The sequence below is a fragment of the Oceanobacillus sp. M65 genome (genome assembly GCF_052246275.1).
GTDB lineage: Bacteria > Bacillota > Bacilli > Bacillales > Amphibacillaceae > Oceanobacillus_B > Oceanobacillus_B jordanicus.
Window position 1 is genome coordinate 160289 of sequence record NZ_JBQQCJ010000004.1, and the last position, 25677, is coordinate 185965.

At 35.8% G+C, this 25677-nt stretch carries 25 protein-coding genes and 1 pseudogene; 17 read left to right on the forward strand and 9 right to left on the reverse strand.

Going from position 1 to position 25677, the window contains the following annotated elements; translation table 11 throughout:
- Window positions 1–3: 3 nt before the first annotated feature.
- The 5 genes from ACTWPF_RS15875 to ACTWPF_RS15895 all read left to right on the forward strand — a co-directional run bounded on the left by ACTWPF_RS15875 (window position 4) and on the right by ACTWPF_RS15895 (window position 4160).
- Window positions 4–840 carry an HAD-IIB family hydrolase gene (locus tag ACTWPF_RS15875; RefSeq protein ID WP_443149757.1) on the forward strand — a complete coding sequence of 279 codons (837 nt, stop codon included), beginning with the start codon at window positions 4–6 and terminating at the stop codon, window positions 838–840.
- 192 nt (window positions 841–1032) lie between these two features.
- Window positions 1033–1455 (forward strand): hypothetical protein, encoded by a 423-nt coding sequence (locus ACTWPF_RS15880; protein WP_443149758.1) that lies wholly within the window; start codon window positions 1033–1035, stop codon window positions 1453–1455.
- A 305-nt stretch (window positions 1456–1760) separates the two neighbouring features.
- Window positions 1761–2315, forward strand: a complete 555-nt coding sequence (locus tag ACTWPF_RS15885; protein WP_443149759.1) for a TetR/AcrR family transcriptional regulator — start codon at window positions 1761–1763, stop codon at window positions 2313–2315.
- A 108-nt stretch (window positions 2316–2423) separates the two neighbouring features.
- Window positions 2424–3560 carry an MFS transporter gene (locus tag ACTWPF_RS15890; RefSeq protein WP_443149760.1) on the forward strand — a complete coding sequence of 379 codons (1137 nt, stop codon included), beginning with the start codon at window positions 2424–2426 and terminating at the stop codon, window positions 3558–3560.
- A gap of 156 nt (window positions 3561–3716) precedes the next feature.
- Window positions 3717–4160 (forward strand): carboxymuconolactone decarboxylase family protein, encoded by a 444-nt coding sequence (locus ACTWPF_RS15895; RefSeq protein WP_443149761.1) that lies wholly within the window; start codon window positions 3717–3719, stop codon window positions 4158–4160.
- A 184-nt stretch (window positions 4161–4344) separates the two neighbouring features.
- Here the strand turns inward: ACTWPF_RS15895 and ACTWPF_RS15900 are convergent, their stop codons facing one another.
- Both ACTWPF_RS15900 and ACTWPF_RS15905 read right to left on the reverse strand, forming a co-directional pair.
- Complete coding sequence (locus ACTWPF_RS15900; RefSeq protein WP_443149762.1) at window positions 4345–5199, reverse strand: methyl-accepting chemotaxis protein; 855 nt, start codon at window positions 5197–5199, stop codon at window positions 4345–4347.
- 15 nt (window positions 5200–5214) lie between these two features.
- Window positions 5215–6669, reverse strand: a complete 1455-nt coding sequence (locus ACTWPF_RS15905) for an aldehyde dehydrogenase family protein (RefSeq protein ID WP_443149763.1) — start codon at window positions 6667–6669, stop codon at window positions 5215–5217.
- Window positions 6670–7582: 913 nt separating this feature from the next.
- On the opposite strand from ACTWPF_RS15905, the pseudogene ACTWPF_RS15910 reads away from it, so the two are divergent.
- Window positions 7583–7765, forward strand: a pseudogene (locus ACTWPF_RS15910) (AraC family transcriptional regulator); the annotation flags it as partial.
- Window positions 7766–7819: 54 nt separating this feature from the next.
- Here ACTWPF_RS15910 and ACTWPF_RS15915 read toward each other — a convergent pair.
- The 4 genes from ACTWPF_RS15915 to ACTWPF_RS15930 all read right to left on the reverse strand — a co-directional run bounded on the left by ACTWPF_RS15915 (window position 7820) and on the right by ACTWPF_RS15930 (window position 11331).
- Entirely contained in the window at window positions 7820–9199 is a 1380-nt protein-coding gene (locus ACTWPF_RS15915; RefSeq protein ID WP_443149764.1) for an FAD-binding oxidoreductase, read from the reverse strand.
- Window positions 9200–9382: 183 nt separating this feature from the next.
- Complete coding sequence (locus ACTWPF_RS15920; RefSeq protein WP_443149765.1) at window positions 9383–10060, reverse strand: carbonate dehydratase; 678 nt, start codon at window positions 10058–10060, stop codon at window positions 9383–9385.
- Between the two features lie 250 nt (window positions 10061–10310).
- Window positions 10311–10766 (reverse strand): 8-oxo-dGTP diphosphatase, encoded by a 456-nt coding sequence (locus tag ACTWPF_RS15925; RefSeq protein ID WP_443149766.1) that lies wholly within the window; start codon window positions 10764–10766, stop codon window positions 10311–10313.
- A gap of 250 nt (window positions 10767–11016) precedes the next feature.
- Window positions 11017–11331 carry a DUF4279 domain-containing protein gene (locus ACTWPF_RS15930; protein ID WP_443149880.1) on the reverse strand — a complete coding sequence of 105 codons (315 nt, stop codon included), beginning with the start codon at window positions 11329–11331 and terminating at the stop codon, window positions 11017–11019.
- Between the two features lie 183 nt (window positions 11332–11514).
- Between ACTWPF_RS15930 and ACTWPF_RS15935 the strand changes: the two genes are divergently transcribed.
- Window positions 11515–12510 carry a tRNA dihydrouridine synthase gene (locus ACTWPF_RS15935; protein ID WP_443149767.1) on the forward strand — a complete coding sequence of 332 codons (996 nt, stop codon included), beginning with the start codon at window positions 11515–11517 and terminating at the stop codon, window positions 12508–12510.
- Between the two features lie 244 nt (window positions 12511–12754).
- Window positions 12755–13333, forward strand: a complete 579-nt coding sequence (locus tag ACTWPF_RS15940) for a sugar O-acetyltransferase (protein WP_443149768.1) — start codon at window positions 12755–12757, stop codon at window positions 13331–13333.
- Window positions 13334–13447: 114 nt separating this feature from the next.
- Here ACTWPF_RS15940 and ACTWPF_RS15945 read toward each other — a convergent pair whose 3' ends face one another.
- Together ACTWPF_RS15945 and ACTWPF_RS15950 are read right to left on the reverse strand one after the other, a co-directional pair.
- Entirely contained in the window at window positions 13448–13858 is a 411-nt protein-coding gene (locus ACTWPF_RS15945; protein WP_443149769.1) for a MerR family transcriptional regulator, read from the reverse strand.
- 284 nt (window positions 13859–14142) lie between these two features.
- A complete protein-coding gene (locus tag ACTWPF_RS15950) occupies window positions 14143–14889 on the reverse strand; it encodes an SDR family oxidoreductase (RefSeq protein WP_443149770.1) in 747 nt (248 codons plus the stop codon).
- A gap of 237 nt (window positions 14890–15126) precedes the next feature.
- Between ACTWPF_RS15950 and ACTWPF_RS15955 the strand changes: the two genes are divergently transcribed.
- Both ACTWPF_RS15955 and ACTWPF_RS15960 read left to right on the forward strand, forming a co-directional pair.
- The gene (locus tag ACTWPF_RS15955) at window positions 15127–15579 is read left to right on the forward strand and encodes a MarR family winged helix-turn-helix transcriptional regulator (protein WP_443149771.1); all 453 of its coding nucleotides are present in this window, start codon (window positions 15127–15129) and stop codon (window positions 15577–15579) included.
- A 20-nt stretch (window positions 15580–15599) separates the two neighbouring features.
- A complete protein-coding gene (locus tag ACTWPF_RS15960) occupies window positions 15600–16118 on the forward strand; it encodes a GNAT family N-acetyltransferase (protein WP_443149772.1) in 519 nt (172 codons plus the stop codon).
- Between the two features lie 203 nt (window positions 16119–16321).
- On the opposite strand, the gene ACTWPF_RS15965 is transcribed toward ACTWPF_RS15960, so the two are convergent.
- Window positions 16322–17332 carry an ion channel gene (locus tag ACTWPF_RS15965; RefSeq protein ID WP_443149773.1) on the reverse strand — a complete coding sequence of 337 codons (1011 nt, stop codon included), beginning with the start codon at window positions 17330–17332 and terminating at the stop codon, window positions 16322–16324.
- Window positions 17333–17582: 250 nt separating this feature from the next.
- On the opposite strand from ACTWPF_RS15965, the gene ACTWPF_RS15970 reads away from it, so the two are divergent.
- The 7 genes from ACTWPF_RS15970 (at window position 17583) to ACTWPF_RS16000 (ending at window position 25445) form a co-directional block, all read left to right on the forward strand.
- The gene (locus tag ACTWPF_RS15970; protein ID WP_443149774.1) at window positions 17583–18257 is read left to right on the forward strand and encodes a response regulator transcription factor; all 675 of its coding nucleotides are present in this window, start codon (window positions 17583–17585) and stop codon (window positions 18255–18257) included.
- The gene (locus ACTWPF_RS15975) at window positions 18254–19519 is read left to right on the forward strand and encodes a HAMP domain-containing sensor histidine kinase (RefSeq protein WP_443149775.1); all 1266 of its coding nucleotides are present in this window, start codon (window positions 18254–18256) and stop codon (window positions 19517–19519) included. The genes ACTWPF_RS15970 and ACTWPF_RS15975 overlap by 4 nt, the downstream gene beginning before the upstream one ends.
- A gap of 132 nt (window positions 19520–19651) precedes the next feature.
- Complete coding sequence (locus tag ACTWPF_RS15980) at window positions 19652–20413, forward strand: ABC transporter ATP-binding protein (protein WP_443149776.1); 762 nt, start codon at window positions 19652–19654, stop codon at window positions 20411–20413.
- Window positions 20355–22760, forward strand: a complete 2406-nt coding sequence (locus ACTWPF_RS15985; protein ID WP_443149777.1) for an ABC transporter permease — start codon at window positions 20355–20357, stop codon at window positions 22758–22760. Before ACTWPF_RS15980 ends, ACTWPF_RS15985 begins: the two co-directional genes overlap by 59 nt.
- A 220-nt stretch (window positions 22761–22980) precedes the next feature.
- Complete coding sequence (locus ACTWPF_RS15990; protein WP_443149881.1) at window positions 22981–23748, forward strand: DUF2087 domain-containing protein; 768 nt, start codon at window positions 22981–22983, stop codon at window positions 23746–23748.
- Between the two features lie 237 nt (window positions 23749–23985).
- A complete protein-coding gene (locus ACTWPF_RS15995; protein WP_443149778.1) occupies window positions 23986–24510 on the forward strand; it encodes a DinB family protein in 525 nt (174 codons plus the stop codon).
- Entirely contained in the window at window positions 24477–25445 is a 969-nt protein-coding gene (locus ACTWPF_RS16000) for a hypothetical protein (RefSeq protein WP_443149779.1), read from the forward strand. Before ACTWPF_RS15995 ends, ACTWPF_RS16000 begins: the two co-directional genes overlap by 34 nt.
- Window positions 25446–25677 lie beyond the last annotated feature (232 nt).

Below are 25677 nucleotides of genomic sequence, written 5' to 3' on the forward strand. Positions count from 1 at the left end.
ATAGTGAATTATAAAATAAATAAACCTTTTTCAACTTCTCGTGATGTAAACTATCTTATCTTTTTTGATTTTGATGAGACTTATTTCCCTCACGATTGTACAGAGGAATTGTTGGGTAAATTATACGAAATGGAGGAGTACCTTAATAATCTCGTTCAGAAAAGATGTGTCAAAATCGGTTGGGTAACTGGAAGTGATCTAAATAACATTATTCATAAAATGGAGCGGGCAAATATTACATATAGTCCTCATTTTATAGCAAGTAACTTAGGTACTGAAATTTATCATGTAAGCGAAAATGGAGAACTGCAAATTAATAAGATTTGGGAAAATAGATTAATTGAAGCTAATTTCTCAAATGAATTAGTAAAAGAACTTATTAGGGAGCTGTACAATGTATATAGAATAAGACTTGTAGAGCAAACTCAGTTTGGACAAAAACGTTATAAGTATAACTACTACTATTTTGAAAAATCCAAGTCACAAAGTCAATATGATTTAAAAATAATTAGGCACTTAGCTAAAATAAATGGTATAGGAATTAATATAAACCGATGCAATCCAAAAGCAGGAGACCCTAAAGGTGCATTTGATGTTGACTTAATTCCTCTTTATACAGGAAAAAAAGAAATAGTAAGGTTTATGATGAACTATTATCAAGTCTCTTTAGCTAACACAATCGCTTTTGGTGATAGTGGTAATGATGTAGAGATGTTAAAGACAGTAAAACACGGTTATTTATTAGGAAACGCCACCGAAGAAGCCAAGAGATTACATAATAAATTAACAACATCTCATTATTCTAGTGGGATACTGGAAGTTCTTAAGAATATTTTTTAATGGAGAAATCCAGGAACACTATGTTTATGTGATCATATTTTGGGAGGCAACTTAGGTATTAGATTTAACACTTGCATTAAATTCCACAACACGAACTAAGTCATTGTTTTTCTGTGATAGATTGATATTTTTTCATCTGAATGATGATAAAGGGTCTGTGGTGAGAGGTATAAAAAGAATAAAAATCGAAAAATGGGACAACAAGCGTCTGATAATCAAGAAATAATAGATGATAAGGAAACAAGTGATTATTTTAAAGAGCTAGAACAGAGATATTTAGATTTTATGTACGATCATTTTACTGAAAATGGTTTAATAAAGTATTTGGATGGGGGAAATTTCAATATACAAGATGTGGAGGTATTTGAAGATACTCCTGCAATTTTAGATAGGCGTGAATATACATATTATCTAGAAGGTAAATTAACAAGTGATTTTAATTCCTTAACAGAGAATGAACAATTTGATATTTTATCTAGACTTAATTTTGGTAACTATGAATTTTATGAAGGACACCAATTTGATGTGGAATCTTTGGAGTTATCGAATGGATCGGATACTTTTATTAAAACCTCCAGTTCTTTAGAGAAAAATGGAGAAACTTTTTCGCCTTAACTTGACTAATAATATCCTATAAAACGAATAATTAAAGTTAAAGATACCTATTTTACTCACAACAAATTTTTCACTAAAGGGTGCGCTCCTGAAATAAGGAGAAGCACCTTTTAATTATTAACTCTGAGTAGATGTAAGCATCCACAAAAGGGGGTTATATAGCGGATGAATGGTGAAAACTATATTCTCTTCTCCTTTATGTAGTAAATTAAAATCACCATATGCAAATCAATCATTCCTTGCTAAAAGAGAAGTCGCATGTTAAATTTATAATGATCGTTCAATATAAAAGGGAGTGGTTATACTTGAAAAAGTCACAAAAAAGAGAAGCTATATTGAATGAGGCAGAGAAATTATTTTATCAACATGGTTTTCATGCTATTGGGGTGAAATCTATATTGGCACAAGCTGGAGTTGCACCAATGACGATGTACTATCATTTCACTTCAAAGGAAGAAGTAATTAAAGAGATATTGGTCCGTAGGGAAAATCAATACTTTGAATTATTGGCGGATAAAACCAATAAAGGTGCTGATATTCATTCTTATATAGAGTCCTTAATTCACGCTCATTTGGATTGGATAGAAGCAGAAGGCACTAATGGTTGTTTGTTTTTAAGAGCAAAGCAAGAGTATGAAGGTGTAAATGAGGAAATTACCTCGATAACTAGAGAACATAAAAAAACACTGCTAAACAGGATTGAAAATGATTTAAAGCTATTTCGTGTTCCAGGATCACTAGGTGTCCAGTTATCTATTATATTAGAGGGATTAACATCAATAGCCCAAATTCAGGATTTAGAGGAAGTAAAAGAAGCTGCAATGAATTTGAGGAAAAGTATAAGGATTTCTGAAAAATAAACTTTAATATTTATTGGGAGACAAGTGTTGTAAATTATATTTTACTTTGTTCCCTATTTTTTTGGGCATTTATTATAATGATCGTTATATATAAAAGGAGTGAACAATATGTATGAAAAGAAACTCATAGTAGTGGGGTTACCAATGATTGCCGTGACATATGGCTTGTCTCGATTTAGTTATGGTCTAATGCTTCCATACATTAACAATACACTTAAAATGGATCAATATACCAGTGGTGTCATTTCGTCTTTATCATACATCGCTTACTGTATCGCAATCGTATTAGCAATGGTATTTTCTAATAAGGTTACCTCCAAAGTTATAGTGGTCACAGCTGGGTTAACATCGATTATTGGTTTGGCGATTATCTCTAGTTCGCCTAATGCAGGCGTACTAGGCCTAGGTATATTTTTGGCAGGATTAAGTACGGGTTTCTCATCGCCACCATACGCTAATATTATTGATCAAAATGTAGAACCAAGATTACAGAATCAGACTAATTCTTGGATTAACTCTGGTACGAGTATAGGTACTGCTTTTACAGGGCTAATTGCTATTATAATGGCAGATAGTTGGAGAGAAACGTATTTTATATTTATGATCATTGCTATATTTGTATTGATCTCTAATTACAAAATGCTTCCAAAAAATCAACCTTTAGTAGGAAATGGAGCAGTTGGTTTTATAAAAGAAGAGTGGAAAAGAGCCACACCTTTAATCCTGGCCTCTTTATTATTAGGAATATCCTGTTCGGCCTATTGGACGTTTTCAAGAGATTTCATGTTAAACAACGAAAGTGTACCTGGATATCTTGGAGAGTGGCTGTGGGTAATTATAGGACTTGCAGGTTTAGTAGGAGGAGCTGCTGGGGCATTTATAAATAAGTTTGGTTTAATGCCTGCATATAAGATTTCTGTAATAGCACTTTCAACCTCGTCTCTGCTACTCGGGGCTTTTGCAGATCACATTGTAATAGGATTTTTATCGCCAACTCTTTTTGGTAGCTCGTATATTTTTATGACAGGTGTTTTAATTGTGTGGGGGATTTCCCTGTTTAAGTCCAATCCATCATTTGGTCTAGGAGTACCTTTCTTAATACTAGCACTTGGTCAAGCAATAGGGGCCGTTTTATCCGGAATAATTGCAGGAATAATGGGGTATCATGCTCTTTTTATAGGAGCTTCTATCATAGGTTATGTATCCTTAATATTTAGACATAAAAACAAAAAAATTATGTCTTAATCCTGTGTCTGTAGTATAAGTTATATTAATTAAGTGAATAAAATTCTTACTGTTTCACGTGGGGGTAGATATTTCCTCCGTGCAAACAGAATATTGGAACAAATATTCTCATAAAGTTATAATTATGTAATCTTAAAGTAAAAGGAGTTATGCTGTATGAGTCAAAGAGTTTCCTATTATGATGTGGCGCCCGAGGGTATGAAGATTGTGATGGAAATGGAGAAGTACACTAAAAAGTCTTCAATTAATCGTACTACAAGAGAACTTATTAAAATCAGAGTTTCCCAAATCAATGGTTGTGCCTTTTGCATAGATACGCATACATCTGATGCGCGTAAGATGGGGGAAACCGAACAACGACTCTATTGTTTAAATGCTTGGAATGAATGTACTTTTTATACACCTGAAGAGAGAGTTGCTCTAGAACTATCTGAGCATATTACTTTAATCCCTACTAAAAGGGTTCCTGAAGAACTTTATAAACGGGTACGTGAGCAATATGATGAGAAACAATATACTGACCTTGTTCTGATTATTAATCAAATAAATAGTTTGAATAGAATTTCTATAGCTATGGGAAATACACCAACTAAAAAATAATTAATCTCAATGAGCATCATATGATGTTCGTTTTACTTCTCATTTCCTATCAATATGGGGATGCTTTACGAAAAAGCTACTGTTTATTCTTACTTTCTCATTTTCAGATTCTGAGATGTCTCACTCGAATAAAAAAAGGTTTCCAATCTCATATTAGCGAATGGAAACCTTTACTTAATGGCTATTAATCATTATCGGCTTTTAAAGAAGCTTCAGCTAAAAGTGCTAAGTCCTGTGAGTTTTTGCTAATCTCTTGGATGGTTGCTGAGAATTCCTGTAAAGCCCCTGCTTGAGTATCAGTCAGGGAATGAATTTCTATAAAAGAAAGATCTAATTTAGATAAGAGTTGTTGTATATTGTTTGTGATGTCGTTAATATAATTTACATTCTCATTCGAGTTTGTTGCCAATTTACGGATTTCATCAGCTACTACAGAAAACCCTTTTCCTGCTTCTCCAGCACGTGCTGCTTCAATAGACGCATTTAGTCCTAGTAAATTACTTTGATCAGATATTTTTTTTACTACCGAAGAAATTTTGTCTATTTCTTCTGCACTGGAACTTACACCCTTCATTTGATCAGTCATTTCAGTCACGCGACTAGCTAACTGGGAAATAGAACCATTTATACTCTCTATTGATGAGGCGGTTTGCTCTACGATTGCAGAAAAACTTTCAGCCATCTCAAATAACTTGTTTGCTTTTTCAAGACTCGTTCCAAGTCCGACTCCTCCAATGACTTGTCCACTCTCGTCATGAAGTGGAATAGCACGGGCAATAAGAGGGAATCCAAAGATCTCCTTTGGAATGACCGCTGACATTGGTTCATTTTTGCGTATGGCGTCGGTTATGATATCCCCTTCAGTCAAAGGATCTCCTGTATTTACATTTAGCGAAAATGTTTTTCCTGGAATATTGATAATTAGTTTTTCAGTATCATAGATTCCTACTGTAATATCATCATGTACTAAATGGTTTAAATATGGAGCAATTTTTACAAAAGCATTTATTAAGTCATTTTCTACCTTTACTTCATGCATATATCTTTACCTCCCTTAGTATGGAAAAGTACGTTGTCCGTAGTTTACTGATATCCATTTTAGGGTCGTAAACTCATCTAGACTCCATTCACCATTCATTCGCCCTAATCCTGATTGATTTTCGCCACCAAAGGCGACTATAGGTTCGTCGTTAATCGTTATATCATTCACATGGATCATACCTGTATGTACCTTTTTTGCCATTTCCACTCCTCGTTCAAGGTTGGAAGTATGAATGGCTCCACTTAGCCCGAATCGAGTATCGTTTGCAATTCGAATGGCATCTTCTTCTGTTTCAAAAGGAATCACAGAAATCACTGGACCAAAGAGTTCTTCTTGCGCTACATCCATTTGTGGTTCTACATCTATAAGAATAGTTGGCTCCACCATTCTTCCAGCAATTTTGCCTTGGATTAGCGGAACAGCTCCTTGTTCTATGCCTCGGTTAATTAGTCTCTCTAGTGCTTCTGCCTGACGGTGATTAATTACTGGACCAATAATCGTTTCGGGGTCCCTTGGATCCCCTACTTTTAGGCTTGAGACTTTTTGAGCATATTTCTCGATGAATTCTTTATAGATTGTTTTTTGAACAAGAATTCGATTTGCAGACATGCAGATTTGCCCTTGATGTGTAAAACGACTGAACGTAGCGGCCTCAACAGCATAATCAACGTCAGCGTCATCCATAATAATAAAGGCACTATTTCCACCTAACTCAAGGAGCGGTTTTTTAAAGTTTTTAACAGCCACTTGTCCGATGTAGCTCCCTACCTTGGTAGATCCAGTAAAGGAGATTATTCTTGGGATAGGGTGCGTCACAAAAGCATCTCCAATTTCTTTAATGTCGGCAACGACTACATTTAATAATCCTTTGGGGATTCCTGCCTCCTCAAAGATTTTGCCGATTAACGCTCCACCAGTGATTGGCGAATCTTCATGAGGCTTTAGAACCACCCCGTTCCCAGCACCTAGCGCTGGAGCAACAGATTTCATGGATAAAAAGAAGGGAAAGTTAAACGGGCTAATTACTCCCACTACTCCTGCTGGGATACGATACAATCGATTTTCTTTTCCGTCCTCTATAGAAGGCAGTATCTTTCCTTCCATTCTTAAAGGATAGGTAGCCGCCTCTTTAATGATGTTTTTAACCAAACCGATCTCAAAAGCCGCCTTTAGTCGTGTACCACCAAGCTCTTCCATAATAGCTGTAGTGATATCTTCCTCGTGAGCCTCGATGTAGGTAACCGCTCTTTCTAGTATGTCTCTTTTCTTATAAGGATTAACTTTATCCCATTCTTCCTTCGCTGTCGATGCCGCTTCATATGCATCGCTAATATCGGTAAGATTAGCAAGCTGATAAGTGTTAATAACCTCATCATTATATGGATTGATGTTTGTTAGTAGATTGCTGCTTTTTCCGTCTAGCCATTGTCCTCCAATAAATTGCTTTCCTAATTGTTTGTAATTCATGTTATCCTCCTAATTGTGTTTAGAAACTACTCACTTTTATATCGGTATAACTTTAAAAAAATTAAGTACTTTATCCGAATCGAAATAATGGCTGTCTTTTTAGGAATCTATTAATTATATGATTATAATTGCTCTTTAAAAATCAATACTCTATATTTTCTTAGTAGCTGAATCATTCTCCTCTGAGATAATTATCCCATTACATTTTCTTTTCAAATACTATTACTGTTCAGTCATAAAGACATGTAAAAATAATCTATTTAAATTACTTAATTTAGGGGAAGGAGATAAGCAGAAACATAGGGTCCTATAGATTAACTTTATTTTAACTGGACCGTGGAATGCAATTTGGGGTTGGTGTATTGAGTCATCATGGATTGTTTCATTTAGTTCTGGTTCCTTAACTGCAACCTTATTAACATGTCTAGCAAATTTCCACCAATTTGCACAATACCACCTACTATTCCCACATTGAGAATAGTAGGTGGTATTTGTAAGTTCTTTTTGGTCCCACCTCTACTCTTCTAGCGTTTTTCTTACCTATCAAAAAGGAATTTTTAAGGTTATCAAAATATTTATTTAATGTATCAAGTTGGGAGCAGTCGTTTATATGTGGTGCACTTGTCTTCCGCTCCGTTACGGTGCAAGGTGCACAGGTCACTCACTACGTTCGTGCCCTTGTTTTCTTTATAAGAGTGTGAAATCTCTTTATCATTAGGAGGGACGACCCTGTTAATAATTATAGGTGTGTATCCACGTAGAAAAGCGGAGGGGATACACACCTATTTTAACCGAGTACCTATATACTTCTAAGAATAAAGATCCAATGTAGAACAGAAAAACCTAGAACACTATGTGGCTCTAGGTCTCACAGGGCTTTTTTGTTTAGCTTAATAAGGGCGGTTGTTCCTGTACGCCATACCAATACTTTTAATTGTATGATTGAACTGCTAAGCAATTAATAGACAAAAGTCGAGATATTTATGCAACAGTAACTGAATGTGATTTTGTCGATTTAACCCTTTTAAACAAACACTTTAAAAGACTATATGGAATTCCAGCATATGAAGAAGATAAGAATTTAAAGGAAAGCTAGCATCAACTTTAAAAAGCCAGCACTCATTCTTTAGAACGATAGCCGTGACACTATCTAGAACAATCTGAAACCAGATCTTTCATTAAATGGAGGTATACTTTGTGGGTAACGGAATACATTATTTGGATCATACTTCGTTTTTACTTTCCGGAGTCTATCAAAGTTTGTTCCATAATAAGCTCTTCCAAAGTCTCTTATATTAAAATCCGGAACGTTGACATAAGATCCTTTGGAGTATGGCTTCAACATCTGGCGAGTTCTCTCTACTAAAGCAACGTTCCTCTGCTCGTCGGAAGGATCTGTCCAGGTGGCACTCCATTCAAAATAGAATTTTGGGTCGCGCCAAAAGAATGCTGTGGCTTCCGGAGAAATTCTACTTACTTTTCCTCCCCAGTTTAGGAAGAAGAAATTGGAATCAGCTCCGGTTGCGTTTTCTAGAAAATAGCGCATAGCTTTGATTGCCGCATCAGGAAATGGCTGAAAACCAAAGGTAGATGAAAATTTGTTCGCCTCATCTGTTGGTATTTGATCAGGTGGAAGTCGATTTTCCACGACAGCAGGCCAAGCTAATGTTTGAATGTTCACCTCTGATGGCGTACCAGTAGATAACAATGGTTGTAACAAATCAATTAACTCTGCTTTTGAACCGAGAAATAGTCCTGTTGCATGGAGCACTCCACTTGATTTCGTGAGAACCTCTAAACTAGTGCCTAATCTATCATCAACAAAAGGAGACCACCTTTGCCAGGCCTTCACAACCTCTTCAATTTGCTCCCACGGCCAATTAATGTCGAACACGGTTGCTTTTTTAGGAGCACGATGGACTGTGAACTTATATTCTGTAGCTATGCCGAAATTCCCTCCTCCTCCGCCACGTGAAGCCCACAAGAGGTCAGAATTATGATTTTCATCAGCTATTATTGTTCTTCCCTCAGCATCTACCATTTTTACTCCAATGAGATTATCACTAGCAAGACCGATTGTACGTTGAAGCGGCCCAATTCCTCCCCCTAGTGTAAGACCAGCAATTCCTACGGTAGGGCTATCACCAAATGGAGACATGAATCCTCTATCTGCCAAGGTACCGACAAGCGGCCCTACATCAATACCAGTTTCAATAAAAGCTATTTCTTTCTTACTATTTAGTCGAACTCTAGTCATGTCGCTGACATCGATGATGATGCCGTCTTTTACAACAGACATATTTCTTTCCAATGCGTGGCGCCCGCCCCGCGCCCGAATAGGGACATCGTTTTCTCGCGCCCATTTTACTGCATGGACCACATCATCATGTTTTTGTGCGAACACTATAACAAGTGGATACGTGTTAGTGTATGGATTCCAATTTAGCCGCGCTTCTTCATAACCAGGATCACCTCTGAAGATAACTCGACCAGTCAACTTTGTTTTTGATGCGATAATGAACACCTCCATAATAAACTTTAGTTCTATAAAAAAATGATCAAAATATAGTATGTAAAAGTTGTGAAAACGTATGGGTAGAGGCATAGAGGGGAGGAAAGAAGTGTCTGGTCGATTAACTGTACAAGTCCAATAACGAGCGAGAGAATCGCCAATAATATGACGATCCTCTTCTGTACTTAATAGTTTCGAATACTAGTCATAGGAAATACCACAGGAGCATCGGTTTTCTCCAAATAGCAAATGATAGGATGCGGGTAATTCCTGATTTACGCTTTGAACGTCACGTGCAAATTCCCTACTATCCTCTGGTACTCGGGGAAGTGCGTTTGCTTTCTCTTGAGAATCAATATTTGCTCCAGGTGGGATGAATCTATTGGGAGGAATTCGAACACCATTTGTTACGACTGCATTATAAGATATAAAGGATCCTTTTCCAACGATCGCATCGTAAACAATAGCATTAAAACCCACAAATACTTTGTCTCCAATAAAACATGGGCCATGAACAAGTGCTCCATGAGCAATCGTCACTTGTTTTCCAAGGAATATAGAGAATTCTTTTCTTCCAACTGAAATCATTCTATTTAATAAACCATGTAGAATGACCCCATCCTGGATATTTGTATCAGAACCTATATAAAAAGGGGTCCCTTCATCCGCTCGTATACTTACATTGGGAGCTACATAAACATTGTCTTTAATGGTGACACCACCTATAACACTGGAAAATTGACTTATAAATGCTGTTTTGTCAATTTTAGGGAAGCGTTGAACAGGATTGAATGACGTTATAGGACTGGGACTAATAAATGGTTTAAACGAGTTAGAATGGTGACGAGAAGAGTAATTTTTTCCTTCTATCTTTGACAAGTAATCACCTCCTTACAACCTGTTGGTATATAATTATTTTATTCAAGTAGATTACATTTCGAGTGAGCTATCAATCATTAAAAGGAAAGATAGGCAGTGATTTCTAATTAAACACAATTGATAAGGTTTGATTTTCCGCTATTCAGTAGGAGTTACATAGTTTTAACTATAAAAAAAGACGATCAAATGAATGATCGCCTTCGTTAACTACTACACCAGTTTTAAAAATGGGGAGTAGTGTTGGGGGATTTTAGAGCAGCTTTGACTCTAAAAGCCCCTCTTCTTTGTGATAATATAACTCACTGATATTTTCTGATTCAAATATTTCAAGCATTTTTTCAAAGTCTTTAGCCAGTTTATAATTGAATAGATCCTTCCTTTGAACCCAAAAAACATTACCTTCTTGAGAGGATTGTAGTTCACCTTCGAACGCTTTTGTTTTATAAAGCAACACAATGTAACGTTCATCTTCCATGGTCAGAAATTGTTTGATTCCACATAATTCTGGTGATTTTATAGTTAAACCTGTTTCTTCATAAACTTCACGAATAACTGAATAGGAGAATGACTCTTCCTTATTAACGTGACCTCCAGGAAATGTAACCCCTGCCCAATTAGGGTTCAAACGATCTTGTACAAGAATTCTTCCATTATCATCATAAACCATACACATATTTGTGAAAACTGCTTTTTCACTCTTACTCATTATTGATCTCCTTCGTAAAATGAATATGTATTAGTAGAAGCGTTTCACTCTGTTTAAAACTACTTCTTTAACTAATCATCAATATTTTCTTCTACAAATCCATACACATATTCATCGATTTCTGGCTCTGTGTCTATACTAATCAAAAACTTCATTACATTTAATGGGAAGGAATAGCCAGGAGAGACATCCCATCATATACATGGGTCACCGCACGAAAGGAAGTCCTAATTCCTAGTTCTTTTTTCAACTAATTAATAATGTCCACTTTATCTTGAAAAGTATCTACTACTTTATTTAAAGCCATATCGAAATCTAATGTTTCAATTTTCCCTGTACTATATTTCCATTGCGTATGGCCATATTGTCTTTTTGAATTAGCCCATTCTCCGACTTTCTGAGTGTCTGTTGGAGAAATTCCTAACGTATTTGTTACAGTTTGTAATGAAAAGTCCCAATCGGGTTCATTTTTTACAGAATCTAAATAAATTTCTTTTGTGAAATCTAAATAAACTTCGACTATTGTATTTTTACTCAGATATACTCCTCCTTTTCTTGTAAGTATTTATAATAATCATACTATATTCTAACTTAAATAATATTCCGTAGAAAGAATAAACATTACAACCAGATTGATAAAAAGTACCTAATCATGGTATAAATATAGAAGGAGCAGAGACATTTTCTGCTTTTTTGTTTTGTGAAAAGAAGTGACCTGTTATTTTGCAATGAGAGGATTTGAATATATATGAAAGAAAATTTCTGGCGTGATTTACCACGGCCGTTTTTTATATTAGCACCAATGGAAGATGTGACAGATGTAGTTTTTCGTCATGTAATAAGTGAAGCAGGTAGACCTGATGTGTTTTTTACTGAGTTCACTAATTCTGAGAGCTATTGTCATCCAGAAGGAAAGCAAAGTGTTCGTGGGCGTTTGACCTTTACAGAGGATGAGCAGCCGATTGTTGCGCACATCTGGGGAGATAAACCCGAATACTTTCGCCAAATGAGTATTGGGATGGCAGATCTAGGGTTTAAAGGTCTGGACATCAATATGGGCTGTCCAGTAGCGAATGTTGCTGGGAACGGAAAGGGAAGTGGCCTTATCCGTCGCCCGGAATTGGCAGCAGAGCTGATCCAAGCCGCCAAAGCTGGTGGATTACCTGTAAGTGTAAAAACACGACTAGGTTACACACAGGTAGATGAATGGCATGATTGGTTGAGACATCTCCTAGAACAAGACATTGTGAACCTATCCATTCACCTGCGAACAAGAAAAGAAATGAGTAAGGTAGATGCTCATTGGGAGTTAATTCCCGAGATTAAAAAACTTCGTGATGAGGTAGCACCAGATACACTGTTGACAATTAATGGGGATATCCCAGATCGTCAAACTGGTATGGAGCTTGTTGAGAAATATGGTGTTGACGGGGTCATGATTGGACGCGGTGTCTTCACAAATCCATTTGCCTTTGAAAAAGAGCCGAAAGAGCATAGCAGTGAAGAGTACCTTGATCTCTTAAGAATGCAGCTGGATCTTCATGATAAATATGCCAAAATAGAACCACGGCCGATGAAGCCTTTGCGTCGCTTCTTTAAGATTTATGTACGAGGATTCAGAGGGGCAAGTGAATTAAGAAATCAATTGATGAGTACAAAGTCAACGGATGAAGTACGAGCATTGCTAGATAGCTTCAGAGAGCAGAGTGCTGAGGAAGCGGTGGAACAGGGAAGCGTTAATTAAAGATCTTGGAACCATGAGTTTTAAAATTAATTGAAGTAGTTAATTGGCTGGCATGAACCGTGTTCATACCAGCCTTTTTTGTTTTATTTATGAGGCTAATTTGACTTAGAGTTGACTCTACCATATATAATAAATATTCTCTATATTTAAGAGGGAGAGAGGCAGACTACATAATGGTTTGATAAACTTTATGTACATGCATTTTGCAACTGAATAACAACTACTTCATGAAAGGAGAATCCTAATGAATGTTAACGATTTTTTAGCACACTTGAACCGGGGAGACTCAATTGAGGGCGGATCGGAGATGCACCAAATGATGCACACTTTATCACAGCAAGCATTGAAAATAACCGCTGAGCTGAACGGACATTATCATACTCCTGAAGAAATTCAAAAACTTTTTTCCAAGTTAATTGGTAAACCGTTAGACAATACATTTGCCATGTTTCCTCCTTTTTATACGGATTGTGGGAAAAACATTAGTGTGGGCAAAGATGTCTTTATTAACTCAGGATGTCGTTTTCAAGATCAAGGAGGTATTACAATTGGCAATGGAGTTCTCATTGGTCACAATGTTGTTTTGGCTACGCTTAATCACGACATTGATCCAAGAAAGCGTAGCACTATGCATCCAGCACCGATCAACATCGGTAAAAATGTCTGGATAGGAGCAAATGTCACAGTTGTGCCAGGCGTGACCATTGGTGATGGTGCAATTATTGCTGCTGGAGCGGTTGTGAACAAGGATGTGCCTCCCAATGTAATTGTCGGAGGTGTACCTGCGAAATTTTTAAAGGAGATTGAAACAAGTCAGGAATAATGCCTGTTGTTTCCAACCTAACCTTGTAAGGAGAGTCTTCTTAATAATTAAGGAGATAAATGATACTAAGGACCACCTGATTCATAAACACATGCATGAATCGGGCGGTCCCTATTAGTAATTAATTTCTATTTTATCGTCTTTATGGATGTCTTCCGTTCCAGCATCTAAAGAAGTTTTGTAGTACCAGCATTTATGCTCGATGAGTTCCATTGTTTTTTTGAGTTCTTCTATCTGTGCTTCTACACTAGCCTTTCTTTCCATAAACATATCGTATCTTTTTTGCAACGTGGAATCCCCATCAGAACACCAATCAATGAAATCTTTAATTTCTTTAATAGGCATCCCGGTGGATTTAAGACATTCAATTATCCTTAAAGCGTCGATATCTGATTCTTTAAACAATCGTGTTCCACTTTCAGTTCGTTTTATAAAAGGCATAAGTCCCTCTTTGTCGTAGTAACGCAGGGTATATACTGTGAGATTTAACTCTCTTGCAACTTCGCTGATAGAATATGTCTTCACTATTTATCTTCCTTTCTTAATAAAAAGACATTAAGTTAACTCTAGTGGGGTGAGAGGATTTTATCAAGTAGTTATTCGTTATAATTTCCCCATAACGTAAATTAGCTCGCTTAATTATTTTTAAAGTAATTATAATTAGTCTGAGACTAGATTGATAAATGATGTGATAACTTGAGGGATTATTATTAAAACAATTAATACCTAAAGCATGTATATATTTTGTTTACTGTTTTTTTGCCAAAGATGATAGTATTTAGTTTATATACCTTTGGAAGGAATCAATATTACCACGGTTGACTTGTCGGGCCGATTGTAAATTCGTTAATGTTTGTATCTTCTGGTTGATCAAGAGCAAACGCCACAACATTTGCAACTCGGTCAGGTGTAATACCATATTGCTCGTACATGGCAGTCATACCTTCTGCCATATTCGTATCAGTTATTGTTTCCAATAATTCCGTGTTAATCGCTGCTGGGTAAATCGTTGCAGTGCGAATATTGGTCCCTTCTTGGGCAGATTCAATACGCAAAACTTCCATTAAATCACGAACAGCCCACTTTGTTGCACCATACACCGCGCCGCCTGGGTAAGCTTTAAGACCAGCTACTGATGAAGTAGTGATGATATGCCCAGACTTTTGGGATGTGAAAGTGGGCAATACTGCGGCGATGCCATTCAGTACTCCCTTAATATTAACGTCCACCATACTGTTCCACTCGTCAGTTTTCAATTCTGAAAGTGAAGAATTGGGCATAATCCCCGCATTTAAGAAGATCGCATCTACACTACCGAAAGTATCTTTAGCTAGATGAACAAGTTGCTTACTATCTTCAGGTTTAACAACGTCTGTGACGTGATAGACAACCTGACCACCATTTGACTTTATTTCATCAGCTAATTCTTTTAGACGTTCCTCTCGTCTTGCCCCAAGTACGATTTTTGCACCTTTATCAGCTAACAGCTTTGCTGTAGCTTCTCCAATACCTGAACTAGCGCCTGTAATAACAACTACTTTGTTTTTAATTGTCATTTCATTTTCCCCTCCTTTATAAAATTACAAATTTATTTTAAATCCTAGAGTTAACTATAAGGCAAGCATTTGGAGTAGAAACTTTAATCAACTTGTTTGGTGTTTTTAGGTAAAAAAATTCTGCTTTATCTATTGCTGTTAAATTGATTTATGTTGCAAATGCAACATGAATAGGGTAGATTTAAATTGTAAATATTTTATTGTATATGCAACAAAAAAATCTTGAAGGAGTTTTTTATGAAAGAGATTCTACGCGAAATTGGCATGATAGCAAGGGCATTAGATTCTATAAGTAATATAGAGTTTAAAGAATATGATCTTACCAAAGGGCAGTATTTGTATATTGTCCGCATTTGTGAAAATCCAGGAATCATTCAAGAGAAGTTAGCGGAACTGATAAAAGTGGATCGAACTACAGCAGCGCGGGCTATAAAAAAACTTGAAATTAATGGTTTTATTGAAAAGAAAATTGATTACCATAATAAAAAAAACAAAAAACTTTTCCCTACGGATAAAGGACAAAGCGTTTACCCTTATATAAAAAGAGAGAATGATTATTCGAATAACGTAGCATTAGGTGGATTTTCGGAGGACGAGGAGGAAACCATGTTCCATCTTCTTCAAAGAATGAGAAAAAATATAGAAAAAGACTGGGAATCTGTAAAAAAAGGAAACAAGAGAAGTTATTAATAAAGGAGTGACATATTTAAATGACTGTGAAATTAACTAAATGCAACCTTGAAGATTTAAAAATACTCCAAGAAATAAGTATTGAAACATTTAAAAACACATTCGAAGCCCAAAATTCACCTGAAAATATGAAAGCTTATCAGGAAAAAGCGTTTAATCCTCAACAGTTGGAAATGGAATTGGCCAATATCTATTCAGAATTCTTCTTTGTTTATTACAATAATGAAGTTGTCGGTTACCTAAAAATCAATACAAACGATGCTCAGTCTGAAGAGATGGGTGATACTTCACTTGAAATTGAAAGAATTTATATAAAGAACAAATATCAAAAACATGGTCTGGGTAAATATCTGATAAATAAATCCATAGAAATTGCAATAGAGCGTAGTAAAAAGGAAATTTGGTTAGGGGTATGGGAAAAGAACGAAAATGCTATTGCTTTCTATAAGAAAATGGGGTTTGTTCAAACTGGATCGCACTCTTTTTATATGGGTGATGAAGAGCAAACAGACATTATAATGGTCAAAACTTTTATTTAATTTCTATGTTAAATGCTCTCCCATAATTCTTAAAAGTTATCCTACTTTGGTTTATACCTGATATATAAGTTTATCGCTTATAAAATTAAGGGGTAAAACATTCTAATAATATTTGAAGGGAACGTCCTTTTCAGAAACCCAGTTAATAAAAGGGAAGAATAATAAACCATCTATTTTTTTCAGTCAAACTAATAGATGGTTTATCACTTGAAAAATTGCGCACATTCCGCTGGCCAACTCCTAGCATCTGCTTGAACCATACCTCGTAACTTTTTTCTTCTGTTCTTAAGTTGAGCTAAGCAACTTTGAAACTCCTCATCAGTGACTGTAGGTAAATTTTCGGCTCGAAGCATATTTATATCAGGGGATGGTGGAACATTGTCTGCTGGATTGATAAACGCTGCATGAAGCGTACCCAAATAGCTCTGAACACTTGAGCGTGCTTCTTTAATCCAAACTTTATTAGGCTGATACTGCTTCGGCACCCCGAAAGTGTATAAGGTTAAGGCTTCGTCGAATATAGCCACTGCCACGGAAGAAGCTTGTTCGTCCTTTTCGCTGTGAAAATAGTGAAGGATTGGATATGCTTTATGTTGCTGGGTTAGTGTAGTTAGCTGTGATGCATGTTCTTTTAAGAATAAATCGATATTATGAAAGTCCGTTCCATTCCATCCTTGTATAACGAGAGTCTCTGCATTTTCAGCTTGTCCAGTTACACTATCTGCAAAGGAGCGTTTCTGTGTTACGGCTCCAACAACAGACAGGACATAAGATACCCCAAAGGTAACAAATAGCATTCCACTCCCAGTTGCAATCGATGTAGCAATTTGCCAGAAACCTTCTTTAGGAATGAAATCTCCTATTCCCAATGTAAACAGTGTAAACCCAGTAAAGTAAATTCTATCTGACCAGGATATAGGCCCCCTATTCTGTGTATCTATGAGAGATGCTTCTTCCGCTGCAAAAAACAATGTCCATCCCGTCCAAATTAATAAAACCCACATAAGTAATGTCATTGTCAGAATGAGCGGGCCAGATAGACTCAAAAGCTTTGACTTCTCTCCACTTATTATGTGCAGGCCCTTCCAGCAAATTGTGGTTAGCGTTTTGGAAAGAGGACCTGCTGCGCCATCCACCCAGAGTGCTGTCCAAAAGATATCAATGAAGGTTACGATCAGAATAATAGTTCCTATAATAAGAAAAATTGTATTCAACGAATTTATCCCTCCCATTTGAAAACAAACTGCAATTAGCATGACTGGCTGTGCAATTTCGAGAGTAACCAATTACATATAGAAAGGCCTCTCTACATAAATCAATCAGTGAATTTTTTACCCCTCTTGATTAAAAGTAAACATGAAGAAATATAGTATCAATAGATACAAATAATTCACGCTAATCTAAACAAATCTAATGTATACTATAAATATCCTGTTAACATACATTTTACTTAGGAGACTTATGATGAAATTAGACTGTTTAATTGTTGATGATGAGATTGCATTAGCTGAAACGACTTGTGAATATTTTAATATGTTTGAAGTCAAATCTGCATACGTAACGAGTGCAAAAGCGTGTGAACGTTTTATGGATGAAAATGACCCTTCATTAATACTTCTTGATATAAATTTAGGGGATTCTTCCGGGTTTGATTTATGTAAAAAACTGCGACAAACTACGGAGATTCCTATTTTATTTATTAGTGCACGTTCTAGTGATGATGATGTACTAATTGCTTTAAATATAGGTGGAGATGATTATATACAAAAGCCTTATACACTAAGCATCTTACTAGCAAAGGTAAAGGCTGTCCTTAATAGATCTGGCAGGGGTTCTAGCAAACTTGTTGAACAGATACAAATTGATCCAAATCTGCATCGGGTACGTGTAAATGGCGTTACGATTCAACTAAAGACAATGGAATATAAACTTCTGTCTTATTTGGCGAAAAATAAAAATCGGATCGTCACAAAAGATGAATTGTTTCAAAATGTTTGGGGAGATTCTTTTGTAGGAGACGGGACCCTAAATGTACATATTCGGCATTTACGCGAGAAAATTGAAAAGAATCCTAAGGAACCACAATTTATAAAAACTGTATGGGGGACAGGGTATGTCTTAGAGGATAGCAAGCAATGAGGGGGAGATTTTTAATTGCAATTTTACTTATTGTTTTTAGTATAGGTATGGCTCTTTCCGTAATAGTTATTCAAAATAAAACTATTTCCGAAGTCGATCTTGTAGCCATAAATGACGTAGCCAAAACAACAGAAGAAAATTGGGGACAAGTAACTGAGGAAATTTATCATAACATTGACATAAAACAACCTTTTACTATTGTAGATAACGTAGGAAATGTAGTGTATGAAACCTCGGGCGATCATTTTATTGATCTATATGATTCTATAAAAAACAGAGATTCTATTGTGGATCTGAAGCAGAATAACGAGATTATAGGAAAGATAGTTATCCATAATAACGCACGATCTTTAGTGGCGGAAATGAAAAGTGAACTGGCCACATACACCATTTTAACGTTTGGCACATTAATGGTTATCAGTATTCTTTATATTGTTTACCTTAACAAAACATTACTGAAACCGTTTCAGCAGCTACAATATTTTGCAGCGAATGTGGCTAGAGGCAATCTTGATATACCTTTAAATAGGACAAAGGACAATTATTTTGGTGCTTTTACGGATAGTTTTGATATATTGCGTGAAGAGCTCTACGCTGCCCGCCAGAGAGAGTATGAATCCAATCGTAGTAAGAAGGAATTGGTGGCCACACTAAGTCATGATATTAAGACCCCTGTTGCTTCCATCAAAGCGATTAGTGAGTTAATGCTTATGCAATCAAAGGATAATAAGACGAGAAAGCAAATAGATACGATCTATTCAAAGGCTGAGCAAATTGACTTGCTCGTTACCGACATGTTTCACGCAACTTTAGAAGAACTTCAACAATTAAAATTAACGGTAACGGAAGAGCCGAGCAAAGTACTTATTGATATGATTGAAAACGTCAATTACGATCAACAAATTATCTATGAACCAATTCCCCCCTGTATGATCTTGATAGACCCCCTACGTTTGCAACAGGTACTAGACAATGTTATAAGTAATTCTTATAAATATGCAGGTACAGAAATTATGGTTAAATCTCAAGTTTATCAGGGATATCTAGAACTTCACATTAAAGATTTTGGCCCAGGAGTTAGTGAAGAAGAAGTACCTCTCCTGTTTAATAAATATTATCGGGGTAGAAATGTGAAAGGCAAAAATGGTTCAGGACTTGGCCTATACATATCAAAGTACTTTATGGAGAATATGTTAGGTCAAATTAGTGGGTACAGTCATGATGATGGTTTTACCGTTATTTTGAAAATGAAGCTTGCATAATAATTAAGAATCAATTAAGGGTTACACAAAGATTTAATAACAATTCACCTTGTATGATAAGACTGTAACCTTTTACAGTCTTTTTCTATAGATCGGAAAAATACACAATATTTAAGGAAGAGGTCATTAATCATGACGAAAACAATTATTAAAACGGAGAAGTTGTGTAAAACTTTCTCTAGTGGTGGAATCCAACAACATGTGTTAAAAAACCTAGATATGCACTTAGTGGAAGGTGATTACACGATCATAATGGGTAGTTCAGGATCCGGAAAATCCACTTTACTTTATGCAGTAAGTGGTATGGATAAACCGACCTTAGGTGAGATCCATTTTGCTGGCAGTAACCTAATGGAATTGAGTAACGATCAACTAGCAATATTTAGAAGGGAAAATTGTGGCTTTGTATTCCAACAAATTTATTTGTTGGACAATATGAGCGTACTAGATAATGTACTGACAAGTGGTCTTCTAGTAAATAAAAATAAGAGAGAACTCATTAACAAGGCGAAAAAGTTATTACAACAGGTAGGTATTGATGAACACGCTTGGTCGAAATTTCCCTCTCAGCTTTCAGGTGGTGAAGCTCAACGAGTTGGAATTGTTCGAGCAACCATTAACAGACCAAAAGTATTATTCGCAGACGAACCAACCGGCGCCCTAAACTCCAAATCTAGTGATAATGTTTTAGATGTATTCACAAATGTAAACAGAAGTGGCCAGAGTATTGTCTTGGTTACACATGATCTAAAAACAGCCCTACGAGGAAATCGAGTAATATATTTGAAAGATGGGGCGATTTGTGGCGATCTACAGCTAGGTGGATATAGGGAAAATGAGAGTCATGAGCGCCATGAAAAGCTTAAGCACTTCCTTGCAGAAATGGGGTGGTAAGGTGAAAGTTATGAAACTAGCTATGGCAAACATTAGAAAGAGTAAATCCGCTACAGCTTCCCTCTTTGTATTTATAATGGTTGCTTCCCTACTACTTAATATAGGACTAATGGTCATCACGCAGTTAAATCCTTTTTTTAATAATAAAATCGATGAATTAAAAGATCCGCATGTCACCTTTGTAATGGATGAGGCAGGTTATCAACCGGAATATGGGGATTTCTTGGCAAATTATCCAGGTGTAACAGAGACGGAAAAAGAAGATATTCTCTATATGGACACTGCTAAATTTCAATTTGGGAATGGTGAGTTAACAAATAGCGCTGTCATTTTAAATGCAGAGGCAAGCCGCAATATTGGACCTTTAGAGTTGGTTGAACAGTTAGAAACATCAAGTACTGATGATATTTATGTTCCTTACAGTTTCATTGCAAATGGAGGGTATGAACTAGGCGATTTATTTACTATCACCTATCAAAACAAAGACTATGAATACCGAATTTCTGGATTCTTTGAAACAACCGTAATGGGTACAAATAACATAGATGTTATGAAATTTATGTTGCCAGAGAAAGCTTATCAGAAATTAACAGTCGAACTAGGCACTCGATCAGAAGCTTTATTGTTATCTGCTCTGATTGAAGATAAAACACAATCTTCAAAGGTTAATAATGATTTTGTACAGAAAGTTCACCAATCTCAAGAAGGTGATCCCACTTCTTATATTCTTGGATTAGATGTTGAATTAGTTAAATATGTGAATACGTTAACCATTAATATTATTGCAATGATATTAGTAGCTTTTGCCGCCCTCATTGTACTTGTATCCCTGATTGTCATTAAATTTCGTGTTTCCAATAGCATAGAAGATGGGATGGTAAATATAGGAGTACTCAAAGCAATTGGCTATACAAGTTGGCAAATACTCTCATCGATTAATCTTCAATTTGTATTTATTGCTCTTAGTGCGGGCATGGCAGGAATTACATTATCCTATATACTCATGCCATTTATCGGAGGTATTATTTCAACCCTCTCTGGCCTAATATGGGTCCAAAGCTTTGATGTTTTAATAAATCTAATCAGTACCATTCTTGTTATCTTCTGTGTTGTCACTGTAACACTACTATCTGCTTATCGTGTCCGAAGGATTCTACCTGTTACTGCACTACGCGAAGGAATTCAAACACATAGTTTTAAAAAGAATTACTTTCCTTTGGAAAAAACAAAAGGTGGACTTCATTTCCTACTTGCTATTAAGTCAATGATTTCGAATGCGAAACAAAATATCATGATTCTCCTCATCGTTATCGCTCTGACTTTTGCTACAATCTTTTCAGCAGTTCTTTATTACAATATTGCTTCAGATAAAACTGCATTTGTTAACATATTTGGAGCAGAACCAGCAAATGTAATGGTTACTGTTAAGCCAGATGCTGATACTAGGGAGCTTTTGAGCGACATTGAAAACATGAATAGTGTTAGGAAAGTAAATATATTCGATTTAATTGAAAACAAAATTGATGATCAAACGGTATATACATCCATTACGGATCGTTTTGATGAATTAGAAAATAACATTGTTTATGAAGGGCGACAGCCGGAACATGAAAATGAAATATCCATCTCCTGGGTTATTTCTAATGAAATCAATAAAGGTATTGGCGATACGGTTGAAGTCAAGTATGGGAATGAAACAAGTAACTATTTGGTAACTGGAATCAGTCAATCGATAGGGAATTTAGGTCAGGTAGCAGCTATCACAATGGGAGGCATTCAGCAATTAAATTCAGACTATAGAGGTACGTCCCTATATGTATACCTTGATGGAATATCAAACAAAGACTTTATCAAAAATGTTCAAGAGCAGTCCAGTGCTCAAATACTAGAAACATTGGATATTGATGAGAATATAGAAAGTCAAACAGGTATGTATACAACAGCTGTGTTTGCAATATTGATGATGGTGTTAATCATTACTGTTATAGTCGTTGTAATGATTTTATATTTAGTTATCAAAACGATGCTTATAAAGCGTAAGAAAGAGTTTGGAGTAATGAAAGCATTAGGGTATTCTACAATTCAACTAATGCATCAGATAGCTATTAGTTTTCTCCCTGTAATTATTGCAGCTGTTACAATTGGAGGTGTCCTTGGCTACTATTTTACTAATCCTATGCTCTCCCTATTATTATCAAGTGCAGGGGTAAAACGTTTAGACTTTTACATTCATCTACCGCTAACTGTAATGATTTGTTTAGGTATTTTAATCCTAGCCTATATCGTTTCCATGATTGTAGCTCTAAAAATTAAGAAGATCTCTGCTTATGAACTAATTACAGAATGATAGAATTAATTTCTTTGTCTAAAGCAACAAATAAAAAATTGGAAAAGGAAATGCCCAACTAAATGCAGGCTCGGTTTTCGTTAAAACAATCTTTAGCGATTTCCGAGTTTTTTTATGGTTAATTTCAAGTTAACAAGTTCGTTTATGGGATGTTGAAATAAAGTAAACAATAATCTAAAATATCTATTATATAAAAGATTTTTATGGGTGGTGTTTACAAATTAATGCGGAAGAACGTTTTTGGAATGCGACGGTAGATGAACTGACTAACGGGTATGTTTACGATGACTTGAATGATGCGTATGTTTGTCTTCTTTGTAACAAAGGTTTTGAAGATGGAGTTATTTATCCAATTGATGGCACTTTGTATGAAGCCAAAAAAGCCGTTAAACGACACATAGAGAATGCCCATACTTCAGTATTTAATTACTTAATACGCTTGGATAAAAAGTACACAGGATTATCCGAGCATCAAAAAGAAATTCTTGATTATTTTATGAAAGGCTTTAGTGATAAAGAAATCGTAGAAGCGCAAGGTGGGGGTAGTCCTTCAACCATTCGTAATCACAGATTTAAACTGAAAGAAAAGGAAAAGCAAGCAAAAGTTTTTCTTACGCTAATGAATTTACTGCATAAGAGCTCGGACAAAAAGATTGATGATAAGTTTATTCATTTTTACAAGGGGGCAAAAATGGTGGATGATCGTTATGCAATCACAGAGGAAGAGAAAAATAAAGTTTTATCAACCTATTTTAAACAAGGCTTAGATGGCCAATTAGATACATTCCCTAGTAAGGAAAAACGAAAGGTCATTGTACTTCAAAACATTATAACTCGTTTTGAAGTGGATAAAGTATATACTGAAAAAGAAATAAATGAAATATTAAAATCCATATACAGTGACTATGTAACAATAAGGAGATACCTTATCGAGTATGGGTTTATGAATCGGAGTAGGGATTGTACGGAGTACTGGGTGAAGGGATAAATTCCATTCTATAAGAATGCAATAATATTGAGTTTGTTGAGAAGGTTGATCCAGTGGATTGGCCTTCTTTTTATATTGCAAAGGATATTCCTGCATAGCTGTAGAAAAGAATAATAGAAGTGCTAAGCTTGTGTTGGAGTATCTATCTTTTAATCAGCATAATTTCACATCAAGCAATACCGAAGATGATCGTCTCTGCCTTGTTTATTTATAGGAAAGGTTGAAGGAGGGCTATATATGAATTTTAATCTCAAAGAAGCAATTGAGGTTTTAGAAAGAACGCCAAAGACATTAGAAAGCTTATTGGTTGGCTTATCAGACGATTGGTTGCAATCCAACGAAGGAGAAGGAACATGGAATTCAAACCAGGTGGTTGATCATTTAATTGAGTGCGAGAAAAGCAACTGGATCCCAAGAATAAAAACTATTCTGGAGGAGAGGGGAAATAGAGTATTCCCACCATTTGATCGAGATGCACATCTAACCAATCTGTCGCAGAGCTCTATCAGTGAAAAGCTGGAGGAGTTTAAACGTCTGCGAGGACAAAATATTGCGTTTGTTAGGGCAGAAATTACCGGTGATTCCCAGTTTGAGTTAACAGGAGAACATCCCTCATTTGGAAAAGTGAAACTGAGAGAATTACTCTCCACATGGGTGGTTCATGATTTAACACATGTATCTCAGATAATAAGAGTGATGTCAGAAAGGTATAGAGAGGATGTCGGGCCTTGGGTAGAATATTTAAGTGTGCTCAAAGGCTGAAGGTTATTCGTCCTTCCAAAGCAGTTGAAAAGATAAAAAACACGAAGCGTACAATTTTTGCAGGGATTCTGTTTATATTTTTACTGACAGGGTGCTTTGGCGAAGATTATGATGTTGGTGTTCCAGCTGCTCATTTACAAGTTGGTTTACAAAGTCTCCAAACACAATTAACAGAAGCAAATGTTAGTTGGCGTTCATCGAGCGGAGAAGTAGATGAAACAATCGATAATATCGAAGAATTTGCATTAGAGCAAAATGAAATAAGGGTTTCTCCAAATCAAAAAGCCTCCTTGGAATTTAAAGAGAATGAAGAAAATGGTGGAGATATTTGGACGGACCCAACGATAACAGCTTCCTTGTGGAAAAATGGAAAGCAAACGAACATTAATTTAAAAGATAATAGAGAATTTCATTTCCCAACAAGTGAAGGGAATTATGTATTAGAGATTAACTTTATTGATTCTGCTAACAAGGCTCAATACATAGGGAATATTATCATTGATAAAACAAGCCAGCAGACTGAAGTAACTGGAGGAAAGCTTCCGAAGTTTACATTTATGGCAATGCCTACTATTAAAAAAATCAATTCAGATGGTCTGTTATTTGATAATAGTTATGACGAAGTATGTTGGAATAATTGTAGTGACGATAGCACATATAAATACTCGGAGATCCATTCTGGCGATGTGGAACTAGGCGATAAGTTATTAATTGAATGGAGCGAAATGGAACCCCATCCTACTGAAATATATTTTCATCAAATAAATACCGATAATTATAATGCAATAGAAAAGGGTGAAATAGATACGAACACTGCTTCTTTAGAAATTGAAGTGGGGGAAGAGAATAGCAATGCACAGTATGCTATAGAATTTTTGTGGAAAGAAGGAAACGAGATTGTTGGAAAAAGTATGTTGAACTTTAGGTTTGAATAGTTGCTGACTATTATTCACAAAGAAGATCATTCAGAATAACTCACTAATTTTATGCTGGATTCAAATAGGATCCGGTTTTTTATTTCTGTCTATAACATTTTCAACTGCATCTAAAGGTGAAAAACTTTAATAGATTATTTTGAATATATGGTAAAATGTAGTTGGTAAAAATACAGTTGTTAAAAGGACAAGAAGGAGTGATTGCAGTTAGCATTTTTGAGAAATATAAAAC

What these genes read in the sequence shown, in the direction of transcription:
- ACTWPF_RS15995 (WP_443149778.1), top strand. Translation starts at nt 23,986, where the DNA reads ATGAATTTTAATCTCAAAGAAGCAATTGAGGTTTTAGAAAGAACGCCA.
- ACTWPF_RS15880 (WP_443149758.1), top strand. Translation starts at nt 1,033, where the DNA reads ATGGGACAACAAGCGTCTGATAATCAAGAAATAATAGATGATAAGGAA.
- ACTWPF_RS15960 (WP_443149772.1), top strand. Translation starts at nt 15,600, where the DNA reads ATGACTGTGAAATTAACTAAATGCAACCTTGAAGATTTAAAAATACTC.
- ACTWPF_RS15970 (WP_443149774.1), top strand. Translation starts at nt 17,583, where the DNA reads ATGAAATTAGACTGTTTAATTGTTGATGATGAGATTGCATTAGCTGAA.
- ACTWPF_RS15940 (WP_443149768.1), top strand. Translation starts at nt 12,755, where the DNA reads ATGAATGTTAACGATTTTTTAGCACACTTGAACCGGGGAGACTCAATT.
- ACTWPF_RS15890 (WP_443149760.1), top strand. Translation starts at nt 2,424, where the DNA reads ATGTATGAAAAGAAACTCATAGTAGTGGGGTTACCAATGATTGCCGTG.
- ACTWPF_RS15925 (WP_443149766.1), bottom strand. Translation starts at nt 10,766, where the DNA reads ATGAGTAAGAGTGAAAAAGCAGTTTTCACAAATATGTGTATGGTTTAT.
- ACTWPF_RS15905 (WP_443149763.1), bottom strand. Translation starts at nt 6,669, where the DNA reads ATGAATTACAAACAATTAGGAAAGCAATTTATTGGAGGACAATGGCTA.
- ACTWPF_RS15900 (WP_443149762.1), bottom strand. Translation starts at nt 5,199, where the DNA reads ATGCATGAAGTAAAGGTAGAAAATGACTTAATAAATGCTTTTGTAAAA.
- ACTWPF_RS15955 (WP_443149771.1), top strand. Translation starts at nt 15,127, where the DNA reads ATGAAAGAGATTCTACGCGAAATTGGCATGATAGCAAGGGCATTAGAT.
- ACTWPF_RS15975 (WP_443149775.1), top strand. Translation starts at nt 18,254, where the DNA reads ATGAGGGGGAGATTTTTAATTGCAATTTTACTTATTGTTTTTAGTATA.
- ACTWPF_RS15915 (WP_443149764.1), bottom strand. Translation starts at nt 9,199, where the DNA reads ATGGAGGTGTTCATTATCGCATCAAAAACAAAGTTGACTGGTCGAGTT.
- ACTWPF_RS15935 (WP_443149767.1), top strand. Translation starts at nt 11,515, where the DNA reads ATGAAAGAAAATTTCTGGCGTGATTTACCACGGCCGTTTTTTATATTA.
- ACTWPF_RS15985 (WP_443149777.1), top strand. Translation starts at nt 20,355, where the DNA reads ATGAGAGTCATGAGCGCCATGAAAAGCTTAAGCACTTCCTTGCAGAAA.
- ACTWPF_RS15895 (WP_443149761.1), top strand. Translation starts at nt 3,717, where the DNA reads ATGAGTCAAAGAGTTTCCTATTATGATGTGGCGCCCGAGGGTATGAAG.
- ACTWPF_RS15980 (WP_443149776.1), top strand. Translation starts at nt 19,652, where the DNA reads ATGACGAAAACAATTATTAAAACGGAGAAGTTGTGTAAAACTTTCTCT.
- ACTWPF_RS15950 (WP_443149770.1), bottom strand. Translation starts at nt 14,889, where the DNA reads ATGACAATTAAAAACAAAGTAGTTGTTATTACAGGCGCTAGTTCAGGT.